This window comes from Vibrio sp. HM8-C (assembly GCF_058630515.1).
Genome location: NZ_JBMMKS010000010.1, coordinates 81523 through 104127, shown reverse-complemented (window position 1 = coordinate 104127; position 22605 = coordinate 81523). Strand labels below are relative to the sequence as shown.

16 protein-coding genes are annotated in these 22605 nt (G+C 43.6%); 4 read left to right on the top strand and 12 right to left on the bottom strand.

The annotated features are described in order from the left end of the window. Positions 1-13: 13 nt before the first annotated feature. The 7 genes from bcsB to exaC all read right to left on the bottom strand — a co-directional run bounded on the left by bcsB (position 14) and on the right by exaC (position 9994). Positions 14-2236, bottom strand: a complete 2223-nt coding sequence (bcsB, locus tag ACOSVQ_RS12880; RefSeq protein ID WP_491982948.1) for a cellulose biosynthesis cyclic di-GMP-binding regulatory protein BcsB — start codon at positions 2234-2236, stop codon at positions 14-16. Next, positions 2236-4341 carry a UDP-forming cellulose synthase catalytic subunit gene (gene bcsA, locus ACOSVQ_RS12875; RefSeq protein ID WP_491982947.1) on the bottom strand — a complete coding sequence of 702 codons (2106 nt, stop codon included), beginning with the start codon at positions 4339-4341 and terminating at the stop codon, positions 2236-2238. The genes bcsB and bcsA overlap by 1 nt, the downstream gene beginning before the upstream one ends. A gap of 23 nt (positions 4342-4364) precedes the next feature. Beyond that, positions 4365-5168, bottom strand: a complete 804-nt coding sequence (bcsQ, locus tag ACOSVQ_RS12870; protein WP_491982946.1) for a cellulose biosynthesis protein BcsQ — start codon at positions 5166-5168, stop codon at positions 4365-4367. Then, positions 5168-5542 (bottom strand): hypothetical protein, encoded by a 375-nt coding sequence (locus tag ACOSVQ_RS12865; RefSeq protein ID WP_491982945.1) that lies wholly within the window; start codon positions 5540-5542, stop codon positions 5168-5170. The genes bcsQ and ACOSVQ_RS12865 overlap by 1 nt, the downstream gene beginning before the upstream one ends. Positions 5543-5927: 385 nt before the next feature. Next, entirely contained in the window at positions 5928-6959 is a 1032-nt protein-coding gene (gene tdh / locus ACOSVQ_RS12860; RefSeq protein WP_491982944.1) for an L-threonine 3-dehydrogenase, read from the bottom strand. A gap of 46 nt (positions 6960-7005) precedes the next feature. Continuing rightward, on the bottom strand, positions 7006-8199 hold the full coding sequence (locus tag ACOSVQ_RS12855; RefSeq protein WP_102939750.1) for a glycine C-acetyltransferase: 1194 nt from the start codon (positions 8197-8199) through the stop codon (positions 7006-7008). A gap of 274 nt (positions 8200-8473) precedes the next feature. Further along, positions 8474-9994: an acetaldehyde dehydrogenase ExaC gene (gene exaC, locus ACOSVQ_RS12850; RefSeq protein ID WP_491982943.1), complete on the bottom strand. Its 1521-nt coding sequence runs from the start codon at positions 9992-9994 to the stop codon at positions 8474-8476. 249 nt (positions 9995-10243) lie between these two features. Here exaC and ACOSVQ_RS12845 point away from each other — a divergent pair, with 249 nt between their 5' ends. Next, positions 10244-11992, top strand: coding sequence for a sigma-54-dependent Fis family transcriptional regulator (locus ACOSVQ_RS12845; protein WP_491982942.1), 1749 nt, complete (start codon positions 10244-10246; stop codon positions 11990-11992). Between the two features lie 32 nt (positions 11993-12024). On the opposite strand, the gene ACOSVQ_RS12840 is transcribed toward ACOSVQ_RS12845, so the two are convergent. After that, complete coding sequence (locus tag ACOSVQ_RS12840; protein WP_491982941.1) at positions 12025-14904, bottom strand: HD domain-containing phosphohydrolase; 2880 nt, start codon at positions 14902-14904, stop codon at positions 12025-12027. A 144-nt stretch (positions 14905-15048) separates the two neighbouring features. On the opposite strand from ACOSVQ_RS12840, the gene ACOSVQ_RS12835 reads away from it, so the two are divergent. Together ACOSVQ_RS12835 and gloA2 are read left to right on the top strand one after the other, a co-directional pair. Then, positions 15049-15972, top strand: coding sequence for a LysR family transcriptional regulator (locus ACOSVQ_RS12835; protein WP_491982940.1), 924 nt, complete (start codon positions 15049-15051; stop codon positions 15970-15972). A 17-nt stretch (positions 15973-15989) separates the two neighbouring features. Further along, the gene (gloA2, locus tag ACOSVQ_RS12830; RefSeq protein WP_491982939.1) at positions 15990-16376 is read left to right on the top strand and encodes an SMU1112c/YaeR family gloxylase I-like metalloprotein; all 387 of its coding nucleotides are present in this window, start codon (positions 15990-15992) and stop codon (positions 16374-16376) included. A 73-nt stretch (positions 16377-16449) separates the two neighbouring features. On the opposite strand, the gene ACOSVQ_RS12825 is transcribed toward gloA2, so the two are convergent. The 4 genes from ACOSVQ_RS12825 to ectA all read right to left on the bottom strand — a co-directional run bounded on the left by ACOSVQ_RS12825 (position 16450) and on the right by ectA (position 20235). Then, complete coding sequence (locus tag ACOSVQ_RS12825; RefSeq protein ID WP_491982938.1) at positions 16450-17874, bottom strand: aspartate kinase; 1425 nt, start codon at positions 17872-17874, stop codon at positions 16450-16452. Positions 17875-17966: 92 nt separating this feature from the next. Continuing rightward, on the bottom strand, positions 17967-18353 hold the full coding sequence (locus ACOSVQ_RS12820) for an ectoine synthase (RefSeq protein WP_491982937.1): 387 nt from the start codon (positions 18351-18353) through the stop codon (positions 17967-17969). A gap of 9 nt (positions 18354-18362) precedes the next feature. Beyond that, a complete protein-coding gene (gene ectB / locus ACOSVQ_RS12815; protein WP_491982936.1) occupies positions 18363-19628 on the bottom strand; it encodes a diaminobutyrate--2-oxoglutarate transaminase in 1266 nt (421 codons plus the stop codon). A gap of 58 nt (positions 19629-19686) precedes the next feature. Then, complete coding sequence (ectA, locus tag ACOSVQ_RS12810; RefSeq protein ID WP_491983007.1) at positions 19687-20235, bottom strand: diaminobutyrate acetyltransferase; 549 nt, start codon at positions 20233-20235, stop codon at positions 19687-19689. A gap of 699 nt (positions 20236-20934) precedes the next feature. On the opposite strand from ectA, the gene ACOSVQ_RS12805 reads away from it, so the two are divergent. Then, positions 20935-22602 carry an AMP-binding protein gene (locus tag ACOSVQ_RS12805; RefSeq protein ID WP_491982935.1) on the top strand — a complete coding sequence of 556 codons (1668 nt, stop codon included), beginning with the start codon at positions 20935-20937 and terminating at the stop codon, positions 22600-22602. Positions 22603-22605 lie beyond the last annotated feature (3 nt).

Sequence of the window (22605 nt, the reverse complement as noted above, 5' to 3'; positions counted from 1 at the left end):
GAATCCAGAGCCCCTACTCTTCGTTCAAGCGCAGTTCAGCTTTACGCTGTAAGCGGCTATAAATAGCAAATCCCAAAATCGACGAAACAATCAATGTTAACAAAGCGAAAATTGCGCTGTGCTGGTTGGCATACCAGATGGCCATTTTGTACCAAGGTAACTGACCAGATGGAAACTGAGGTGAAACCTGAAAACTGGTTGCTCCATTGTCATCGGTAATTACTGTGGCATCGCCGCGAATAGCCGCGTTGATGGAAGAGATCTTCAGGTCTTTATCCAACTTAACTAATTGCTCATCTGATGAAGCCGTGGCAACAACTACAGTGTAGTTTTCACTCCAAGGAGACTCAAAACTGATAAAACCACGCCATGATTCGTTTGATGAAAAGTATCTCTCAGCTTCTTGTTCAGTGAGATTCCAGTTCCCCTGCAACCAACTGATCAACTTATCGCCCATCGATTGTGGCTTAACGTGCAACATATTGTCCTGCTCATCAAAAGGCGAGTTAGTTAACAACATGCGATTAAAGCGCGCTTCTTTCATCGAACTTACAGCCAGAATATCTTTGTGCTCAAGTTCCAAACTACTTGATGGTGAGCCAAGCACGACATGGTTTTGGAAGATCACTGTTCCTGTTGCTGCACCTGAGCGAGCAGTCAAACTAAATAGTGTTTGTAATTGCTCGTTGCTTGGATTGGTTGGTAACCAAAGCACTGTCCCCGAATAGTCCGCTAAGCGCGAAAACGGAAATGAAGCGCCGACAAAAAACGATAGGTTAGGTAACAGCGAAAAATGCTGCGTATGGCTTAAATCTATGCTCGAAGAGTTTTTTATTCGGCTTTGAATATTGCTGTCCATCGATGCGCCACAAGGCAAATCAGCCTGTGGTTTTACATCAAAATAGAGCGATAGCTGGTTATCGCCATAAATCATGTAAGGCTGGATTGGTAGCAAAGCGGTTTCCTGACGCGTATCTCCACCCAATCGACGCCATAGTTGTTCAAGTACGCCGCGTTGGTTTACAGGTAAATCATTTAAGAACTTGCCGTTGAATACCACGTTCAAAAACGAATGCTCAGAATCAATCAAAGCATCAGGTGGGAAGCTGTAATCAATATTCAAAGGAATGGTTTCTCCATCCCACAGGAACAAGTCTGGTGCTGCACGGAATGAATAATCCAGCGAATTGTGCCAGATACCTTTTGCTACCATGTTTTGTCCATGAGAACTCAATTCACTCAGTAGCACAGGTTCTGAAGTCGAAATCCATCGCGGAGCATCGTAAGGCTTGCTTTTGGCAATAGCCTCAGATTCCACCACGTATTGCGAGGTTTGCTTTTCAAAATCTAGGCGAGCTAAACGATGCACTGCAGACTGCAATCCACGCTTATCTTTTGCTACGACTAGAAGCAACTTATAAAGTGAATTGCGAGGGTTAGCGACCACTTGTAACAAAGGCTCATCTGACTTAGGCAGCGTCAAATCACCAATTTTGTCACCTGGCGCACCAAATACAATTGCATTACTCAGCGGTAATTGACCTTTTGTAACCTCAAATGAGACACCACGGTAGGTAGCTTGTACGCCAAACCATGATGAAAGAGCCGCTGCGGCGCTCACTTGGTCTGCAGTTAGTGCTTGAGGAAAAACAAACTGAATGTGGTTATCCAACATATCCTGAGCATCCCAAAACGGGTTTGGGAAAAAGTTTAAATCTGCTGCGATACCTAGCTGCTGCGCACTTAGCTCTAGTTTTGAACTTGGAAGGATTTCAATCTGCTCAGAACGGTTATCCTCATTCTGAACACATAAGTTGTCCTGTTCACTGATAAGGCTGAAGCTCAATGTGTTGCGAGAACTGATTAGCAGTGCAGGCACATTCAGCTGATAGCTGTTTTTCTTCTGTTGTACGGAAGCAAGTGGGATCGAACCAACCGTTTCGCCGTTTACACGGACTTGCAACGTGACATCACTGTCCGTCAGCATAGCAGACGAGCGAAGGTCTAACGTCATTTGAGCCTGATTAACCAGTTGGTCAATAGGTAGACTGAACATGACACCAGCGTCTTTTTGACCGCCACGAAACACAATACCATTAACGTAGCCCATATCAGCCAACGTCATTTTGTTTTGATACTGTTGAACGCTGCTATCTTCTTCTGCCGATGCCCACGCTTTCACTGGCAGCAGTATAGACAACCAAGCCACCAGTATTGTTAGCAACATATTTCTCATTACGCTTGCTCTCCACTGAGGCGTTTAGATTGGACTGCATTTCTTTTTCGAGACATTCGATAAGATTTAAGCGCATTGCACGCTACATCCCAAATACACGAAGCAATCGTCACTAGAGAGCGCAACGGTCTATCTTGTTTACGTGGTGAACGAACCCAAGCATCAGAACGAGCTAATACAATTCGAACAAGTTCACGACGATGATTTAAAGAAACGTCACTGAACTTCAAGCGATAGCCTTTTTCGTTAACGCCTATCTGTTCTACAGGGATCGCGATGCTGCCTGAGCGAAGCTGTAGTTCAATAGCTTCAACCGTTTCACCTCGTTGATCTGCAGGTAACGCAACCAAGCAGCCACCCATAGAAAGATCCACAGTATGTGAACGAGAGAGCACACCGCTAACATAATGAATTACAGCAGGAATTTTTACATCTAAACGAATAGTTTCACGAATCTGTTTCGTTTCACGACCCGCTGCAATCGCTGCAAGCAAAAAGAATAGTCCATAAACAGACCATCCCACATTGAGCGCAACTACCATAGGGTCAGCCACAAAGAATGAATACCCCAATGCACGATAGATACCCCAACCGATACCAATAACCAGTATCGCTGCAGTAATCATATGCGGCTTAACAATGTGAGCATCAAAATAGGTCTTGTCGAGCAAAGCACCTTTGTCGGTTACGTTAAACTTGCCACGCTTCGGGAAAATCATGGTCACAATTGTTGGTAGCGCTAAATGGAATGCCAGCGCCATATCGTAAATATCACCCCAGAAACTGTATCGTGAACGTCCATTCAAACGTGAAGAGACGAACATCGACATAATAAAATGCGGCAATGCGTAAGAAAAAATGAGACTCGCTGAGGAGTGAATGATGTTCAGGTTGAACAGCAAAAACGCGAGTGGTGCAGTCAAAAATACAATTCTTGGCAACGGGAATAAGAAGTACAACATTGCACTCAAATAGCAGAGACGTTGTTGCAGCTTTAAACCACGACCTAACAATGGGTTGTCAACACGGAAGATCTGTACCATACCGCGCGCCCAACGGTTACGCTGAATAACATGCAAACCAAGACGTTCAGTCGCTAAACCACCTGCCATCGGAATTGGAAGATAAGCCGTATTCCAACCTAAGCGTTGCATTTTTAGTGCGGTATGAGCATCTTCCGTTACTGTTTCAACAGCAACACCACCAATCTGTTCTAAAGCGGTACGGCGTAAAACAGCACATGAACCACAGAAGAACGTTGCATTCCACATGTCATTCCCTTGCTGAATCGGGCCGTAGAAAAGCTCGCCTTCATTCGGAATATCATGTTTACCGTATAGATTACGCTCAAACGGATCGGGAGAATAAAAATGGTGCGGTGTCTGCATTAACGCTAAGTTTGGATCTTTCAGGAATGCACCAACGGTTGCCTGCAGGAACACTCGTACAGCGACGTGGTCACAGTCAAAAATACAAATAAGCTCACCCTTGGTTTGCTTCAATGCATTGTTTAAGTTACCAGCCTTTGCGTGCGAGTTGTCAGAACGAGTGATATATCCAACCCCAGCCTGCTGAGCAAATCTCGCAAATTCTTTACGTTTACCGTCATCAAGAATATAGACTTTGATTTTATCTTTTGGGTATTCAAGACATTGCGCTGCTAGCACCGTATCACGAACAACATCCAGTGATTCGTTATAAGTAGGAATATAAACGTCCACCGTCGGCCATTTGCTGCTGTCTTTTGGCAGTGGAACAATCTGACGATTCAAAGGGAACGTCGTTTGCAAGTAGCCGAGCAGCAACATTACCCAAGAATAAAGTTCAGCGATGAACAGCCCTGTTCCTAGAATCGCTTCAATCATAGAATTGAAATGCAACGTCTGGTCAGCACGGAAATATAGGTAACGAGTCGAGGTTAAGATGGAAAACAGTACCATCACCACAGATATGTCGCGACGTTTACTGAAATTGAGTAAATAAAGTATTACTAGGCTGACAATCGCAAACACGAATTGCTTGTCACTGTCCATCGGAGTGACAACAACCATTGCTGCCAATGGAGACATGACAATGATCAGCAAATATAAAGCTAGCTTGTTCATTCTAAATGTTTACCGATCGCTAATTAAACGTGATGTGGAGCAGGAGCGGAGAACATAGAACCATCGTTGGTCACCAACCCCAATTTTTCAGCCAGTTTTTTGCTGATTACTTCAATATCAAAAGCCGCTACAGAAGCGTGGTTTACTGATGAAATCGATTGTTGAGCAGCATTCGCCTCAACCACACTTTCATCACGATGAACAACCCCGATAACAGAATCGTTTAATCGTTGAACCATATAACCTTCAACGTCTTTGCTTACTTTACGACGGTAATCAGCCTGATTGATAACCACGAAGGAATCTGGTGCGTTTTCTTGCATTGCGATGTCGGCAAAAAGGTTTTCAACTACAGGTAATAACGACAAAGATGCGGTGTCAGCCAGAAGTGGAGTAAGAACCACATCAGCTTTTGGAAGCAGTGACTGTAAAGCGTAGATATTTGCTGTAGGTAAGTCCGCTACAACAATAAGATCAGGTTGAGCCAGTAACTCTTGTAATCCACGAGCGACAAACGAAGGCTCACGAATTAAGCTCATTTCAAACGCAGAACGTTGTTGAATTGTTGTCTTTCCATAAGGCAATACAAATACATGGTGCTGAGTAGAAAGCAAATGCTTACTCCACATTGCAGACTCACTCGCGGAAGCAACATAACCGGAAGTATCTGCTAGAGGAATACCAAACTGTAAACGCAACGCATTTTGTGGATCAAAATCTACAGCAGCACATTTAAGACCCATGGTAGACAAAGAATGACAAAGGTTTGCAGCAAGAGTCGTTTTACCAGTACCGCCCTTTGGAGAATAAATAGCAATCAAAGGCATTACTCATTCCCCGCTAGGACAAATGTGCTTTCACGCTCTTGAGACAGACCTGCGGAATGCAACAGACGTTCTAATGACTGTTTAGACGAAATTTTTGATACTGAGTCAAAAATCGAAGCTTCTGACGTTTTCTCAGTTACTCGATTAGTAATAAGGTTCGCGTCAAACGATGTTGCGCGCTCTGCATCTAGACCATTCATGTGATCCAGATGAGCATGATCCACTGCTTGAGCAGAAAAGTGATCGTCTAATTGATTAAAAATAGCGTAATGAGTAATAGCCATCTCGTGACCACGAGACGGTTCAAACTGCTGGAAATGAGTATTTTGCTGAATTTGTTGCTTAAAACGCTCTAAGTCATCATAGATGTCCATGTAGCTTCCGTCACACTTAAATGATTAAAGTGGATATTATGCCAACAAATTGATGGAAGCAATGTCTCAAATTTGACTCATACTCGCAAATTATGGATAACAATCTCAATAAAAGCTCAAATTTTGACCAAGGTAGTATGTCAATTTATCGTTAAATGAACAACATAAATGATAATTATATTCATTATTATGAAATCGTTTGCACCATAACGTTTATTGGTTAAATTGTGACCTAGATCGATTTTAATTTAAGCAGCAATCGGCACTCGGGGAAAATTTGCAAATAAACGTCCGCTATATGATTGGTTTTTTATATCTATTTGTATAAAACTTATATAGAAAACAAAAAGCGCCCCAATCGGAGCGCTTTTCTTATTTGAATCGGTTATTCCCAATCAAGGATAACTTTACCGGAAGCACCGCTACGCATAGCGTCGAAGCCTTTTTGGAAATCATCAACCTTGTAGTGGTGAGTGATGATTGGTGATAAATCTAGGCCAGATTGGATCAAGCTTGCCATCTTATACCAAGTTTCGAACATTTCACGGCCGTAGATACCTTTAATAACCAGACCTTTGAAAATAACTTTGGTCCAGTCAATCGCCATGTCTGATGGTGGAATACCTAACAGAGCAATACGACCACCGTGGTTCATCGTATCTAGCATTGAGCTGAACGCACTTGGTACGCCAGACATTTCAAGACCAACATCGAAACCTTCGGTCATACCTAGTTCAGTCATCACGTCCGATAGCTTCTGCTGAGCAACGTTAACTGCGCGAGTCACACCCATCTTACGAGCAAGCTCAAGACGGTATTCATTGACGTCAGTAATTACTACGTGGCGTGCGCCTACGTGTTTTGCTACTGCCGCAGCCATGATACCGATTGGGCCAGCACCAGTGATAAGAACATCTTCACCGACAAGATCAAAAGAGAGTGCTGTGTGTACTGCGTTACCGAACGGGTCGAAGATTGACGCTAAATCATCAGAAATACCATCTGGGATCTTGAATGCGTTAAACGCTGGGATCACAAGATATTCTGAGAAAGAACCAGTACGGTTTACACCAACACCAATCGTGTTACGACAAAGGTGAGTACGGCCGCCACGACAGTTACGACAGTGACCACAAGTAATGTGACCTTCGCCAGACACGCGATCGCCCAGCTCAAAGCCACGAACGCCTTCGCCGATGCCTACTACTTCACCCACGTATTCGTGTCCAACAACCATAGGTACTGGAATAGTTTTTTGTGACCATTCGTCCCAGTTGTAAATATGAACGTCCGTGCCACAAATGGCTGTTTTCTTAATTCTGATCAGAATGTCGTTGTAACCTAGTTCAGGCTTTTCGACTTCTGTCATCCAAATGCCTTCTTCAGGCTTAAGCTTAGCTAGTGCTTTAATTTTCATAATGCTCACCAAATGAATCCTCCGAGATTGGAGGAAACAATAATCCTTAGATGATGTTCATCTCTTTACCAACTTCGATAAACGCGTCGATAGCTTTGTCTAATTGTTCACGAGTATGTGCCGCAGACATCTGAGTACGAATACGCGCTTGGCCTTTTGGTACAACAGGGAATGAGAAACCAACAACGTAAATGCCTTTTGCAAGAGAACGCTCTGCAAACTCAGCAGCAACTTTTGCATCACCCAACATAATTGGGATGATTGCATGGTCAGCGCCAGCCATAGTAAAGCCAGCTTCTGTCATACGTGAACGGAAGTGCGCTGCGTTGTCCCATAGGCGATCGCGAAGTTCACCACTTTCTGCAAGCAGATCCAGAACGCGTAGTGATGCAGAAACAATTGCAGGAGCTACAGAGTTAGAGAATAGGTATGGACGAGAACGCTGACGTAACCAGTCGATCACTTCTTTCTTACCAGAGGTGTAACCACCTGAAGCGCCACCCATTGCTTTGCCTAGCGTACCAGTGATGATGTCGATACGGTCGATAACGTTGTGGTATTCATGAGTACCACGGCCGTTTTCACCCATAAAACCAACAGCGTGAGAATCATCAACCATCACTAGTGCGTTGTATTTATCTGCAAGGTCACAGATCGCTGGAAGGTTAGCGACGACACCATCCATAGAGAACACACCGTCAGTAACGATAAGCTTGTGACGCGCACCTGCTTTATCTGCTTCGATTAATTGCTCTTCCAACTCTTGCATATTGTTGTTTGAGTAGCGGAAACGCATTGCTTTACAAAGGCGCACACCGTCAATGATTGAAGCGTGGTTCAGTGCGTCAGAAATGATCGCATCTTCTTTATCAAGCAACGTTTCAAACAGACCCGCGTTGGCATCGAAACATGAGGTGTAAAGAATCGTGTCTTCTTTACCTAGAAATGCAGATAGCTTCTCTTCAAGGGCTTTATGAGAATCTTGTGTACCACAGATAAAACGAACTGAAGCCATACCAAAACCGTGAGAGTCCATCCCCTCTTTTGCAGCTTCGATCAGTGCAGGGTGATTCGCTAAACCAAGGTAGTTGTTGGCACAGAAGTTCAAAACATCTTGGCCAGTCGAAATGTGCACAGAAGCTTGCTGCTGAGAGGTAATAATACGTTCTGATTTATAGAGACCTTCAGCTTTTACATCTTCAAGCTGGTCACGAATTTGCTGGTAAAAAGCAGTCGACATTGCATTTTCCTTCTTCGTTTTTCGGAGTGTAAATACGAGTGTTATTTACACTGTAAAAGAACTGCCAGTAGCGACAAATATGTGTACGTTTTCCCAAACGTAACTCGCTACAAATTATCTCCTAAGTGTAATCCACTCGTTGAAAAGCGATTATCCTACTTTGCGGAAAAGCATTCGTGAAATTGAGGCACAAATAGAAATTATTTATCCCACATTGATTGATACCCAATAAAAAAGCGCCCCGAAGGGCGCTTCAACTGACGTTGTTTTATTTTTAGAAGAAACCTAGCGGGTTAACATCGTAACTCACTAACAAGTTCTTGGTATTTTGATAGTGGTTAAGCATCATTTTGTGCGTTTCACGACCGATGCCTGATTTCTTATAACCACCGAATGCTGCGTGCGCAGGATAAGCGTGGTAACAGTTAATCCAGACACGACCCGCTTCAATGTTGCGTCCCATGCGGTATGCAAGGTTGCTATCGCGAGTCCAAACACCTGCACCTAAACCGTATTCAGTGTCATTGGCAATGGCGAGTGCTTCTGCTTCATCTTTAAAGCTTGTAATAGCAATAACAGGGCCGAAGATCTCCTCTTGGAATACGCGCATCTTGTTGTTACCTGCCAGCATAGTTGGCTGAATGTAATATCCCTTACTGATGTCACCATTTTGCAGTGCAACTTCGCCACCAAACACGACTTTTGCGCCTTCCTGACGACCAATCTCCAAGTAGCTTAAGATCTTATCGAACTGCTCTTGTGAGGCCTGAGCGCCGACTTGAGTATCAGTATCTAATGGGTTGCCTTGTTTGATGGTTTTCGCACGCTCAGAAAGTTTCGCCACAAAGCGGTCATAAATAGATTCGTGAACCAACACACGAGAAGGACAAGTACACACTTCACCTTGGTTAAAGAAGCCAAGCAGGGTTCCTTCAACACACTTTTCTAGATACGAATCTTCATGATCGAAGATATCAGCAAAGTAAATGTTTGGAGACTTGCCACCAAGTTCCACAGTAGAAGGAATTAAGTTATCAGCCGCGCATTTAAGAATATGGTTACCCACTTCTGTTGAGCCAGTAAATGCGAGTTTCGCGATACGGTTACTGGTTGCCAGTGCCTGACCCGCTTCATTACCAAAACCGTTCACCACGTTAACCACACCTGCTGGGATCAAATCACCAATGGTTTCCATTAATACAAGAATCGACGTTGGCGTCTGCTCTGCAGGTTTTAGCACAACACAACAACCCGCAGCCATCGCAGGAGCAATCTTCCAAGCAGCCATCAGCATTGGGAAGTTCCAAGGAATGATTTGCCCAACAACACCTATCGGTTCTGGAAAGTGGTATGCCGCTGTATTGGCGTCAATTTCAGCAGCGCTACCTTCTTGAGCACGGATACAACCGGCGAAATAACGGAAATGGTCAACCATCAGAGGAATGTCGGCCGCCAATGTTTCGCGAATCGGTTTTCCGTTTTCCCAAGACTCAACGTAAGCGAGCTTTTCGATGTTATCTTCAATACGGTCTGCAATTTTCAATAATATGTTTGAACGCTCAGTTACGCTGGTTTTACCCCATGTCGCGCGAACGCTATGAGCAGCGTCGAGAGCGAGATTAATATCTTCTTCACTTGAACGTGGCACTTTACAGAACACTTCACCGTTGATCGGCGAGGAATTGTCGAAATACACTTCACGAACGGGCTTCACCCACTCGCCACCAATGTAGTTATCATATTGATCTTTAAAATTAAAAATCGAATTTTCTGTTCCTGGTTGCGCATAAATCATAGTTCAGTCCTTGTTACTTTACATTCACGTTATTGTTAGGGTTTGCAGTGTTCATTTTCACACTTGCTGATTCTGTTAACGCAAATCACAAGCCAAACTCATCCGCCTTGTTGTTAATAAATTGTAAAGCTATGATTAACAAAATGATAAATGGCATTAAGTGGCGATGGAAAAGCTGTTTGGGTACTGCCACCCATTGTTCCAGTGTCCCAAAATGACACACTGCTACTGTCACAACATGGAACAGTTATGCAAATTCAAACAGTTAAAGATTGGCTTTCGACCTCTTGGCATCGAAGTGAAGAAGCAGGATTGACACAAAGAAGTCGCCCAGAACATATTCGCTTGCCCAATTACGAACTCAAAGAGCGCAAGTGGTTAGCCACATCGTTGCTTTCTGCTGTAGAAAAACATGCTCTACCACTCTTTAACCAAATGTGTGGTCACAGCGACAGTCACTTAGTGTTAACCGATAAAGAGGGCGTGATTCTATCCACCTGGGGACAACCTCGTTTTAAAGAGCGTCTAACGGAAATTGCCTTGGAATCAGGTGCCTGCTGGCAAGAAAAGCTCAAAGGCACCAACGCGATTGGTACCGCGATTGTTGATGCTCGACCAGTGACGGTAGTTGGCGATCAACATTACATCCGTCAGCATCATTTCATCAGTTGTTCATCCTGCCCAATTTTCACTCACCAAGGCGAACTGCTCGGCATTCTCGATATTACCAGCGAGCAGCAAAAACACGACCTATCCACTCAAGTTCTAGTTCAGAGCATGGTTCAACTGATTGAAAACCATCTGCTGTGTGAAATTCCTCAGGGTTCAACCCGAATTGACTTAGCTTGTGAGCGTTCGCTGCTCAACAGTGGCTGGCAGGGCATTGTTATCGCCGATGAAGGCGGTAAAATCCTCGCCCACAACCACATTGCGGCTCAACTTTTGGCTCAAAACTCTGTGGTTGGTCACTCAGTGGATGAAGTATTTAATCAAAGACCAAAACCGTTTGTATTTGAAAAACACTCCCTAACCAGCAAGCCCCGCCACTCTCACTCTTACACCGCTTCGTGCGAGCTGCATTTTGGTGATAGCAATGTTGAACAAGCATGGCAGCAAGCAAATAAGCTGATTGATAAAGATATTACGCTGATGATTCTTGGCGAAACCGGCGTTGGTAAAGGCGAGTTTGTTAAAGCACTTCATCAGCGAAATTCTCGAAAAACCAAAGCGCTGGTCAGTGTTAACTGTGGTGCATTACCAAAAGATTTGATTGAATCTGAACTCTTTGGCTACGTGGCGGGTGCATTTACCGGAGCAAACAGCAAAGGTTATCAAGGAAAAATTCGCCAAGCAGATAAAGGCATTTTGTTTCTCGATGAGATTGCCGATATGCCATTGGAAGCGCAATCTCGTTTACTACATGTGATTCAAGATAAGGTAGTGATTCCCGTTGGCTCGAACCAGAGCTATCCTGTAGACATTCAGATAATTGCTGCGACACACAAAGATTTAGAAAAAGCGGTTGAAGAAGGAAGTTTCCGCCAAGATCTCTACTATCGACTAAACGGCTTGATTCTCAATTTACCCGCTCTACGCGAGCGACAAGATAAAGCCGCTTTGATTGAAAACATCCATAAAACCTATCGTATCGGTGCTCAGTCCTTATCATCCAATCTGATGGAACTTCTAACCAGCTACCATTGGCCGGGTAACATTCGTGAGTTAGACAACATGATGAAAGTGGCTTGTCTACTCGCCAGCGATGAACCGGAATTGGGGCTGGAACATGTTCCCGGACACATCAGCAAGTCTTTGCTTAATCACGTGACAGAGACTGAAACTCAAAGCGATGGCGTCGATTTAAAAACCACCGTCGAAGATAAGCTGCTCAAAGCCTATCAGGCTAATCAAGGGAACATCAGCCAAACATCAAAGATGCTTGGCATCAGTCGTAACACCCTTTATCGCAAACTTAAATCCATCGGGATTTTGAAATAAATTTGAAAGGACTTTATCGATGGCTGATTAGACTATGCCAAATAATCAGCCACATTCACTTGGTCTATCTGCTCAGGTTCTAAAAACTCTTTGGCGTAATTCATGTAAATACCTGAGTTGAGGAACAAGGCGAACAGATCTGAGTCGATGTGGTTGTCTTTGACCATAAAGCTCATGATTTTTAGTGATTCTGACAACGTCTTCGCTTTCTTATATGGGCGATCTGAGCTGGTTAATGCTTCAAATATATCGGCAATCGCCATCGCTTTACCCGCAAGCGGTATTTCATTTTGGTCAATTCCCTGTGGATAGCCTTTGCCATCCAATTTTTCGTGGTGGCTACCTGCAATAAGCGGAATATTTTTCAAGTGGCTTGGGAATGGCAGCGACTCCAACATCATCATGGTTTCTATAATGTGGTCGTTAATAATGAATCGCTCTTCATCATTAAGCGTGCCGCGTTCAATGCTGAGGTTGTAAACCTCACCCTGATCATTCTTGTACTGCTTAGGTTGCAATTGGAAGCGCGCATCACGCGTTTTATTACTTTCCCAAGGGATATGATGTGACGGTTTATCTGACAACAAAGATTCAGTAACCGGCAATTCATTCGGGTCATCTTTATATCGCTTGAGCTCTTCATGCCCAAGACCTAATCGTGAATCCAGAGTGCGTTGCCATGTTTTAGCTGCAATATCTTGAATGCGTTGTTTATATTCATCGCTTAGGAACTCGTTCCCTTCGTTCATTTGAGCGATAAAGGCGAAGTCCTCATCCAGCTGTCGCCATTTTTCTTCCACCGTCGCTTTTTGATCTGCGGTAAGTTCACCAAAAGCCTGTTTGTAAACTTCAATTTGAGCATCTCTTTTCAGCACTTCGAAACGAGTTCTCACTTCATGGATACGGTTATAAATAGTCTCCAGTTTAGTCGCTTTATCCACCACATATTCGGGTGTCGTTACCTTACCGCAATCATGAAGCCATGAGGCAATATGCAAAGCCTCTTGGTCGTCAGGAGCCAAAGAATACTCCTCGAACGGAGGTAGATCCGATTCAGCCGCAGCACTTACCAAACGCTCGGTTAAAACAGGCACGCGTTGGCAGTGGTTTCCTGTGTATGGCGACTTGGTATCGATAGCGCCTGCGATAACACGAATGAAAGCTTCCAATAGCTCTTTTTGCTCTCTTAAATGCTTTTTGGTTTCAATCGCCAATGAGGTATAACCCGTTAAGACCAGAGTTAACGGTAGAGTTTCATCCAATATTGATTGCTTTTGCTCATTGAGATAAGCAAGGTTCACGCAACCAATGCATTTTTCATCTCGGTTATAAAGCGGCACCAATATCCACCAGACTTCTTCTGGCAAACGTAGCTTCTTCGCAAATTCCGGTGAGTTCTCATAGATCAAATACTCTTCGTTAGTCACCTGTGAATACATTTGATTGACCATGGTGTTGCTATCAAGATAAGCAAGAGACACGTCATTTTTATCTTTAGTTTTCCCATCCCAATAGATATGTGCTTCGAGACATCCTTCTTTGGGCTCCCAAATAGACAAAAATGCACTCTGTGCTTGAGTGACTTTCACTAGACCTTCGCTGATTACCGATTGAATTTTCAGCGAATCTTTTTGTTTCGAGATGGTTCGTGTCAATTCAAAGAAATTGCGAATGGTAACGTTCATTCCTTTTAGCGCTTTGCTGAGATCAACAATCTCTTTAATACGGCTGGGTTTATAGTTCGGCGCATCAAATTTGAAATGGCTAATATCTTGAGCATTTTGAGTTGCTAAACGAATAGGACGGCTTATGAATTGCGCCATGATGTAGACCAGTGGCAATACGAGCAGCGCCAAAATGAACGCCGTCGCTATTGCGTGATTTCGAATAGCAGCGGCTTTATCTAACAGCTCAGTCTCTCTAATAGCGAACAGCAAGTAGAAATCTTTATCGCCTATTTTTGCTACTGGAAATACTTCACCAAACCATTTTTCACCATTGACTATCTCAGTTTTTAAACCATTGCCCACCATACTTTCATCCAGTATGACTTCTCGGATATTTGGAAACGGTAATTGATCGATCGTTTCCAACTTATCAACTGCAATTCGGTGATTACTGCCTTCGCTAAAGGCATAGATATAACGTTGGTTCTTTTCAAACAACAATCGGGTAGAAGGATGACTTTCCGCACTGCCTGCTAATACATTGGATACGCTAGACAGTAGAATCTCAGCCGCAATGACGGTTCCTGTTTCGGCTTTCTTTTGTACAGTAACGCCAATTTGCTGCTGAATATCGAAATATCTCGGTCTTGCTAAGCTCATTTCATCGCTCTTTGCCGCCTGATACCAAGTCTCTTTACGAGAATCTAAGTGATTGTTGGGAACAAGCTGAGAGCCAATCACAGTACCTTCTTCTGTAAAAAAGAACAGTGTAGCGGTACCTTCTTCGAATGAAGACACGACACCAAACAGCTCAGCGTTTTTCGGGATAGGAATATCTTTCATCCACGGCGACTGGGTATTTTTTAAAGCGGCAATCACATCCCCATTTTCATACCCAACGAAGTAGGCGTTTACACCAGGCTGGGTATGCAATAGCTTTTGCAAAATTGCGATATAAGAAAGTCTGTCTTCGGTAAATCGTTGGTCTGCAATTGGCGTGAGTTCTAGTGTGCTAATTGCGTCCATTGCTGGTTGAAATACTTTTTCAAAGTCACCTGTTGTAGTGGTGGCTATTTGTTCGAAAAGGGTTTGGTTGGCTTCGAAGATAATGTTGTCGATACTTTTGGAAGAGGCCCAAATCTGTAACAAACACGAACCAGCAACGACACTTACAAACATCACAGATAAATGGATGTGAAGTGGCATAACAAATCTCGAATACCACCGCTTTTCAGTTTTTTTCATCCCAGCTTTCCCTAGCACAACATTCTGTAAAGATAGACTATTTCTACTTCTCATAAGTAGGAATTATGTCATCAGATTAATGAATTCTTATGGTACAGTTCGCATCACGACTGCACTTGTACAAACACTCAACGCGTAAACACCATGCTAAACCCTAAGCTGATTACCTTACTCCCTGATTTAGCGACATTTATCTTAATTGTAAATGAAGGCAGTTTTACCGCGGCCGCTCACAAGTTAGGCGTTACACCCTCTGCATTAAGTAAATTGATTACCCGATTAGAGCAAGCCTTGTCGGTAAAGCTGTTTGAACGTACCACACGTAAGCTCATCATCACTCAGGCTGGACAAAAGATTTATGACCAGTGTTTAGTGATGATCAACGCGGCTCAACAAGCCGTTGAGCTATCAAGCTCAGACCATACCGAAGCGGCTGGAACATTAACTGTCGCAGCGCCTGAGGCATTTCTGAACTCTGTGTTACAACCTCTCGTAGTGCCGTTTCTCAAGCAATATCCAGAGATAAAGCTCAGGCTTCGGGCTGCTGACGGTGAAATCGATCTGTTCAAACACAACGTAGATGTGGCGTTTAAACTGACTGATAAACCCGATGAAAACTTGGTACTCAAAGAATTGGCGAAAACCAATCTGGTGCTGTGCGCCAGCCCTGAATACTTGAAACAAAGAGGTGTGCCAAAACATCCAACGGATCTGTCAAACCACGACTGTCTTTATCTTGCTGAAACCGAGCATGACCATATTTGGAGCTTTCTAAAAGATGACGAATTCCACACAGTGGCAGTAACAGGGCGCTTTGCGGTCAACCAATCTCAGATTCGCTTAAACGGTGCGAAAAATGGTCTGGGTATTGGAATATTCCATGACTTTGTCGTCCAAGATGCGATAGCCAATGGCGAAGTAGTGCAACTGTTACAAGAGTGGACGATTAAGAGTAACTACCACGGCGCGATTGCGATGCAGTATGCTCAAACCAAATATATGCCTGCTCGCTTGAGAGTTTTCATAGATTACGCGCTCGAACATTTGCGTCCGAAACTCAACCGTTAATATTTTAAGAGGACACCATGTTAAAACGAATTCATCACGCTGCGATTATTTGCTCTGACTATCCTCGTTCAAAAGCCTTTTATGTGGATGTTCTCGGGCTAGAAGTGATTGCTGAGAACTACCGAGAAGCACGCGATTCCTACAAACTTGATTTGGCGTTACCAGACGGCTCACAAATTGAGTTGTTTTCGTTTCCTGACGCCCCTGTAAGGCCAAGTTATCCTGAAGCTCAAGGCCTACGCCATCTGGCATTTTGTGTTGACGATGTAACTGCTGCGAAACAAAAACTTGAACAGCAAGGAATCGTAGTGGAACCAATAAGAGTGGATGAGTTTACAGGCAAGCAATACACCTTTTTTGCCGACCCAGACGGATTGCCGCTAGAGTTATACCAAAGCGAGTAAACACTTGTATTACTGTGTTTAAAAAGGCGTTAAGTGTTATCACTTAACGCCTATTCCCTAACAACGAAGCAAACTAGGCCGCTTTTGCCGAAGGGTTTTCAACTTTTTTGGGAACAATCAATTGCTGATGCAAGGCGCAAATTGCACTGTTGTAATCACTATCTTCCACCACAAACTGCACATTGACGTTTCGCATTGATGAGTATGCTGCCATAGGTGTTACGTCAGCTTTATCCAAAGCTTGCATACCTAAACTTAACGCTGAATTGGTATTAATCGATGCGCCAATAGCAGAAATCAACGCGACCATTTTTCCGGAAATCGTCGCATTTGGATAACGTTTCTCTGCCTTGTAGAGCACTTCGTTTAGATTATCTGAGCTGCCGCTAAGGAAATAAGTCATAGAGTTGGCATTCATCTCTTTACCGACCAAATGCACTTTAGCCTCTGCGATGATTTCCATCAGTTCATAGCTGACGTTATCGACACTTCCTACCATGCTTTGATCAAACATATGTAGGGCGAAGACCTTATTGCGACCAGCGATGATTTCAACCTTGTTGTTTTCAGGTTGGTGCTGATTCGAGATCAGAGTACCTTCGTGTTCTGGTTCAAAGGTGTTCTTCACTCGCAGCTCTATGCCTTGTTTGCGTAAACCGGCAGCTGCATTCGGGTGAATCGCTTCCATTCCCAAGTTGGCTAATTGGTCTGCAACATCGAAATTGGTTAACCCCATAGGACGCACTTTTTCTGGTCCTACAACACGAGGGTCTGCTGAACTTAAGTGATACTCTTTGTGGATGATAGCTTGGTCAGCATGTGTTAATGCAGCAATACGGCTGAAAGTCATCTCGCTGTATCCACGATCGTAGGTTTTCATCAACCCTTCTTCACAATAGGCATAGCCAGTCACAATCGGCAGTTCAGCAGTGACATCAATATCTTGAAACGCTTTTAGAATCACATCATCAAGTGAACCTTGAGTGCCGTTACTCCAGCCAGAAAGATCAACAAAGCGGGCGTTAACGTCTAATGTTTTTAGCTTCAACGCCGTGTTATATGCACTGTGCGCTTCGCCAATAGAAGAGAGAAATTCTCTCACTTGAGGCAAATAATGACGCAAAGAAAACTGACCATATTGGCAGGTTTCCAAAATATTATTGATGCAATTAACGGCTTCAGAAATTCGTGAACGTATAAACTTATCCGCTCGCAGACGGCTCATTGGGTCAGCGAACAAGTTTTCGTTAATCATCAGCATACGTTGCTCAAGCTCATATATTGCATCACGCCAAGCGTCATCGCGTTTGGCGATCATCTGATAGATCCCTGGCTTGCCTGTACGTTTACACTCTAACAGTGCGTCGGTCATTCCAGAGTATGCCGATACAACGAATACTCGACCGTATGGATTGATTGGTTTTAGCAGAATATTGTCAAGGACTGCGTCAAACGCAGACATAGAAGTACCACCGATTTTTTCTACGGTGTAATACATGACGTCTCCTCTTCTTGTTGGGGTTAAAATTTACTTCTTATTTGGCGAGCTGTCTCCTTCCCCCATTGAGGAAGAAGACGATGTAATTTGAGTTATTCAACAATCGGATACACACCATCTTTATCGTGTGTTTCTGCGCCTGTCAGTGGTGGATTAAAAACGCAGGCCATTACCATATCTGCGCCTTCGTAGGCACGTAGAAAGTGCTCATCGTGCTGATCGAGAATGTATAGCGTACCCGGTTTTATCGGATACGTTTTCCCACCAACAACTTGGATTTCGCCTTCACCCGACATGCAGTAAACCGATTCAAGGTGGTTCTTATAGTGGATATGAGTTTCTGAACCCTTGTAGATGGTAGTAATGTGGAAAGAGAAACCCATTTGGTCATCTTTAAGTAGCATGCGAACGCTTTCCCAAGTATCCGCAACGACTCGTCGTTCACTCTGACGACATTCATCTAGTGTTCTAACAATCATGACTATTCCTTAAGAAGCTTTTTTAATGAAATGAGAAGCGATGTTCTCTACCGCTTGGGCAAAAATAGTTAAGCCTTGTTCAAGCTCAGACTCACTGATTGTCAGAGGACAAAAGAATTTTACTACCTCATCATTCGGTCCTGCCGTTTCAATCACCATTCCTAAACGGAAACATTCGCGGGCAATTTTGTCGGATATCTCGCCATTTCGACACTCAATGCCCTGCATCAATCCTCGACCTTTTAAACGTGTAAACAAGCTAGGGAAGGTGCGCAGTGCTTTATTAATTGTTTGAGTGACTTGGTTAGCTCGCTGTTGAATGTGCTCGGAAAACTCATCGTTTGACCAATACGTTTCAATCGCTTTCGTTGCCGTGACAAAAGCGTGGTTGTTACCACGGAATGTGCCGTTGTGCTCACCCGGTTTCCACAAGTCCAATTCTGGTTTAAACAGAACAATCGCCATAGGTAGTCCGTAACCTCCAATCGACTTAGATAAGGTTACTATGTCTGGCTGAATACCCGCTGGCTCAAAACTAAAGAATGTGCCTGTACGTCCACAGCCAGCCTGAATATCATCAATGATCAGTAAGACATCGTTTGATTTACAAATCTTCGCTAAACGCTGCAACCATTCATTCGATGCCGCATTTAAACCACCTTCACCTTGTACCGTTTCAACCAGCACAGCCGCAGGTTTATCTAAGCCAGATGAATTGTCACACAGCATGGTTTCAAACAGTGCCAATCCATCAACATCGGCATACCCTTCGTAGGGCAAACGAGTCACACCCGACAGTCCCATACCAGCGCCGCCACGATGATGCTGATTACCTGTTGCAGCAAGCGCACCATAAGAACATCCATGGAAACCATTAGTAAATGCAACGATATTGCTGCGACCGGTTACTTTTCTAGCCAGTTTCATCGCCGCTTCTACAGCGTTAGTGCCCGTTGGACCAGTAAACTGAACTTTGAAATTCATTGCGCGCGGATCGAAGATGTAAGTCTGTAACGCACTTAAAAACTCAGCTTTGGCTTCTGAATGCATGTCTAAACCGTGCGTAAGACCATCTCGGTCAATGTAGTCGAGCAAAGCCATCTTAAATATGGCGTTGTTGTGGCCATAGTTCAGCGAGCCTGCACCCGCTAAGAAATCAAGATAGGCATCGCCTTCTTTGGTATAGAGCCAACAGCCTTTGGCTGTAGAGAAAACAACGGGAAAATTATTTGCGTAAGATTGAACGTTTGATTCTTTTTTCTTAAAGATATCCATAACGTAGAGTTTTAACCTTCTTTGATTTTTGAATGGAAACAGTCATCGCATCTAGCGACTACTGTTGCAAAGGAATTCGATACAAGTACTCCGTATCGTGTTGACCTTCAAAATGACGGGTTTCATCGAGAAATGTCGAGACTTCACCACGTTCTCCATGTTTCTTATCTAACTTCTTAAACAAGCTCCATGAACCTTGGTTGTCTTGCGTAATCGTGGTTTCTAACACTTGGATATCTTGCAGATCATCTCTGGTTAGTAGCTCTTGCAACATATGGAAAGCCAGACCTTTGCCACGGGCACTCTCATGCACCGCGACTTGCCAAATGAACAACTCACTTGAGTTATCCGGCTTGCGATAGGCTGAAACGAACCCAACAATGTCTCCGTTCCGTTCTGCAACAACACAGGTACTTTGGAAATGTGTTGATTGAAGAAAATTGCAATAGGCAGAGTTTTCATCCAACGGTGAACACTGAGCAATAAGCTCATGTATTCTCACTCCATCGCTTGCCGTTGGCACTCGAAAAGCCCAATCATCCTGATGCTTTTGCATAATTTCTGGGTATGCGACCCATGGTGCTGCTGTAATCATTGTTCGCCACATAATCATTTAGAACTCTAAACAAATTCCTTTTATAAACTAACAACACCAACGAATAATTCAACCATAAATATGTCATGGATATAAAGAAAACCCTATATATAACTGTTTTATAAAACCTTTTAATTTAAATCTTTCACTTTACATCCAAGAACATTTATTTCGTTGTCTAAGTAATAAAATTGCTAACATAAGTTAATGAAAAGCTGTTTTAAATATTAAGTTTGTCACTAGCAAATTGACTAAACTTTTGCATTACGCATTTGCATTTTGCAAAAAATTGTCACAAAAACTTAATAAAACCCCAATAACGGTCACTTTTTAGACGAAATTCGAGCAAAAAGCATAATGAACAAGTTGGCATGCAATGTGCTTTATATTAGATGACCCTTATTAAGCCGAGGGTCACCTAGCCAACTGACGTTGTTAGTGAATACATTTTGTTCACATGTTATATCAGCCAATCGTATCCATACGGTTGGCTCTTTTTTTTCTCCGCAATTCACATCATCCCTCTGACGTACCGTTGTCGATATCCCTCGTTAATATTCACATAAACGCTTTATCTTTCTTTTTGGGTTCTTAACTTTAGATTTATGATTCAACTCATCTTTTTTCTTAAATATCAGTGAGCTGTTGTTTGACTTTGCTTACATCTGCGTCAAAACTTTATTCAGAGTAAATTGGATTGCTGAGAACGTTATGTCGAACGAAAGCCCCCTGTGGATACCTAGTGAAGAGAGGATAAAAACCTCGAATCTTCAGCAGTTTATCCAACATATCAATATGCAAGGTGAAGCGGTTGAAACCTACCAGCAGCTCCATCAATGGTCTGTGGCTGATAAGAAAAAGTTCTGGCTCGAAATCTGGCAGTTCTGCGATGTCATTGGTTTTTGCGGCAGTTGCATCTATGGTGAAGGAATTGCACGCTGGCAGCAGTTCCTACCCGCGAGAGACACGATTTGGTTCCCTCAGGCACAGCTCAATTACGCTGAGAATCTGCTTTCATACGCATTCCAAAAACCGGAAGGCATTGCTATCTGGTTTAAAAATGAAAGTGGGCAAACGAAAAAACTTTCGTGGCAACAACTTAGTGATCAGGTTTCCATCGTTCAACAATGGCTTACGCAAAACGGTGTAATGAAAGGCGACGTGGTGGCTGCATGTCTACCACATATGCCTGAAACCGTGGTGGCGATGCTGGCTGCTACGAGTTTAGGCGCGATATGGGCATCCACGTCACCGTCCGATGATGTTGAAAAGACCATTGCTAAATTCGAACAGATTCAACCTAAGATCTTATTCTGCTGCAACGGCTACAGCTTTAATGGCTCAAACCATCTTATGGAAGAGAACAATTCAAGAATTGTTCAGGCCATTGAGAGCATAGAAAACACCTGTCAGATAGAGTACTTGCAGCAACGCGATTACAGCATTAATTTCAACGACTCCTTTTCGGACTGGCAGTCACTACTATCCAGCTATCTTCCACGTGGACTGACATATGAGCGTATTGGGTTTAACGATCCGTTGTTTGTGCTCTTCTCTGATGAAAACGTCTCTTCGAGCACAAATGCCGTTAAGGGTGATGCCGAAGCAGAGAATCCGGAAACCACGGCAGCAGAATCAAGACCACCAAGATGCATCGCTCATAGCGTCGGAGGTACCGTACTCAACCACTTAAAAGAGCATCAATTGCAATGTGATATCCAACCTGATGATCGCGTGCTGGTGAATACAGAATGTGACTCAATGATGTGGAACTGGCACATTTCATCGCTGGCGAGCGGAGCAACGTTAGTTATTTACGATGGATGCCCACTCTATCCGCAGCCGAGTGTCTTATGGGAGTTCATTCAAGAAGCGGGGGTAACGCTGCTAGCGACACCTGCCAGCTACTTACAGATCCTTGAGAAAAGAGCCTTCTCTCCCGGTAATTTCTACTTTTTAGCATCCCTTAAAACCTTATGCTCAACAGGTGAAATGCTCGACGCAGAACAGTTTGATTACATCTACGATCAGGTTAAGCCTGATTTGCATTTGTCTGCAATGTCGGCTGATTCCGACATCCTTGGTAGCTTCGTCATTGGTAATCCGATTTCCCCTGTTTACAGCGGAGAGTGTCAAGGTTCAGCGCTTGGATTAGACATAGACGTGATTGATGCCGATGGCAAACCTGTCTCAATTAATGTCGGTGAGCTTATTTGCAAAAACAGCTTCCCGAATCAGCCTATCGGATTCTGGCATGATGATGGCGAGCAATATCATCTCGCGTTTTGGAACAATGAAGATGGTGCTTGGCACCAAAACAGCCGAGTTGAAATTACCCGTAATGGCGGAATGCGATGTTACGGCGTAGACAAAGCCTAGCCG